Source organism: Streptomyces sp. NRRL WC-3549, assembly GCF_000721935.1.
Classification (GTDB): Bacteria; Actinomycetota; Actinomycetes; order Streptomycetales; family Streptomycetaceae; genus Streptomyces.
This window is the reverse complement of record NZ_KL585388.1, coordinates 40,091-42,076: the sequence shown is the minus strand read 5'-3', so window position 1 is coordinate 42,076 and position 1,986 is coordinate 40,091. Positions and strand designations below refer to the sequence as shown.

Genomic DNA, 1,986 nt, shown 5'->3' with positions numbered 1-1,986 from the left:
CCAGTCACGGTTGACGCGACGGATTCCTCCCGCCGCCCCGCGCCGGCCCGCGGATCTCGTCGGCCAGGGGGCCCTCGCCGCACACTTCGATCCGGCCGTCCCGGACGGCCTCGGCCAGGGTGCACTCGCCGCGCCCCAGCGCCAGGCAGAGCTCCGCGTCGAGCACGAGGCAGGCGTCGGCATCCGGGGCGGGACCGTAGCCGTACGCCTCCCGCCCGGCCGGGTCCGCGCCCGTACGGATATGGAACTCGCCTTCGTCCAGCCGGACTTCGACGGTCCCGGAGCAGGCCAGTTGCTCCATGGCACTCAGCAGCGGCAGGGCGAACCAGTGGGCGCGCACCGCGTCGGTGGGCCGGCGTTCGGCGAGCGCGGGGGCGCCCCAGCGGGTGAGTGCGGTGAGGACGGGCAGGAGTCCGCGGCCGTGCGCGGTCAGTTCGTAGACCGAGGCCGCGGCGGGCGGCGGCAGCTTCCGGCGTACCGCCAGGCCGCCCTGCTCCATGTCCTTCAGCCTGGAGGCCAGCACGTCGGTGCTGACGCCGGGCAGGTCCGCGTGCAGATCGGTGTAGCGGCGGGGCCCGGCCAGCAGCTCACGGACGATCAGCAGCGTCCACCGGTCGCCCACGGAGTCGAGGGCCCGGGCGGCGGCACAGAACTGGTCGTAACTCCGGCGGCGGGGAGGGCGCGTCGCTGGCGCCTGCTGACGTGGCATGCGACGCAGTCTAGACATGTTGTTGGACTTTCCAAGCCCGAGCTTGGTAAAACCAAGTATCGCAGTCCAGGGTCGGGGAGGCACAGATGGAGTTCCGGCAGTCCAGCAAGCTCAACGAGGTCTGTTACGAGATCAGGGGCCCGGTCATCGAGCAGGCGAACGCGCTCGAGGAGGCCGGCCACAGCGTGCTCCGTCTGAACACCGGCAATCCGGCGCTCTTCGGCTTCGAGGCCCCCGAGGAGATCGTCCAGGACATGATCCGGATGCTTCCCCAGGCGCACGGCTACACCGATTCGCGCGGCATCCTGTCCGCCCGCCGCGCCGTGGCGCAGCGCTACCAGGCGATGGGACTGGCCGAGGCCGGCGTGGACGACGTCTTCCTCGGCAACGGCGTCTCCGAGCTGATCTCCATGGCCGTGCAGGCGCTCCTGGAGGACGGCGACGAGGTGCTGATCCCGAGCCCCGACTATCCGCTGTGGACCGCTGTGACCACGCTCGCGGGCGGCAAGGCCGTGCACTACGTCTGCGACGAGGCGGCGGACTGGAATCCGGACCTCGCCGACATGGCCTCGAAGATCACCGACCGCACCCGGGCGGTGGTCGTCATCAACCCGAACAACCCGACGGGCGCCGTCTACCCCCGGGAAGTCCTGGACGGCATTGTGGACCTGGCGCGCCGTCACGGGCTGATGGTCTTCGCCGACGAGATCTACGACCAGATCCTGTACGACGGCGCCGAGCACCACCCGGTGGCGGTCCTGGCCCCGGACGTGCTCTGCCTCACCTTCAGCGGGCTGTCCAAGACGTACCGGGTGGCCGGGTTCCGCTCCGGCTGGATGGTGGTGTCGGGCCCGCAGCAGCACGCCCGCAACTACCTGGAGGGGCTGACCACACTCGCCTCCATGCGCCTGTGCCCCAACGCGCCCGCGCAGTACGCGATCCAGGCCGCGCTCGGCGGCCGGCAGTCGATCCGGGAGCTCGTCGCCCCGGGCGGCCGCCTCCACGAGCAGCGCGACCGCGCGTGGGAGCGGCTGAACGAGATCCCCGGGGTGTCGTGCGTGAAGCCGAAGGGGGCGCTGTACGCCTTCCCGCGCATCGACCCGGAGGTGCACGCCATCGTCGACGACGAGCGGTTCGTCCTGGACCTGCTGCTGCGGGAGAAGATCCAGGTGGTGCAGGGCACCGGGTTCAACTGGCCGCGCCCGGACCACTTCCGGATCCTGACCCTCCCGCACGCCGACGACCTCGACGCGGCGATCAGCCGTATCGGCTCTGTC

At 71.2% G+C, this 1,986-nt stretch carries 2 protein-coding genes; one reads left to right on the top strand and one right to left on the bottom strand.

The window, feature by feature from the left end; all coding sequences use genetic code 11:
- Positions 1 to 4: 4 nt before the first annotated feature.
- Positions 5 to 709, bottom strand: a complete 705-nt coding sequence (locus IH13_RS0106640; RefSeq protein WP_051835778.1) for a winged helix-turn-helix transcriptional regulator — start codon at positions 707 to 709, stop codon at positions 5 to 7.
- An 86-nt stretch (positions 710 to 795) separates the two neighbouring features.
- On the opposite strand from IH13_RS0106640, the gene IH13_RS0106635 reads away from it, so the two are divergent.
- On the top strand, positions 796 to 1,986 hold a 1,191-nt coding region (locus IH13_RS0106635; RefSeq protein ID WP_063837406.1), incomplete at its 3' end, for a pyridoxal phosphate-dependent aminotransferase.

What these genes read in the sequence shown, in the direction of transcription:
- IH13_RS0106640 (WP_051835778.1), bottom strand. Translation starts at nt 709, where the DNA reads ATGCCACGTCAGCAGGCGCCAGCGACGCGCCCTCCCCGCCGCCGGAGT.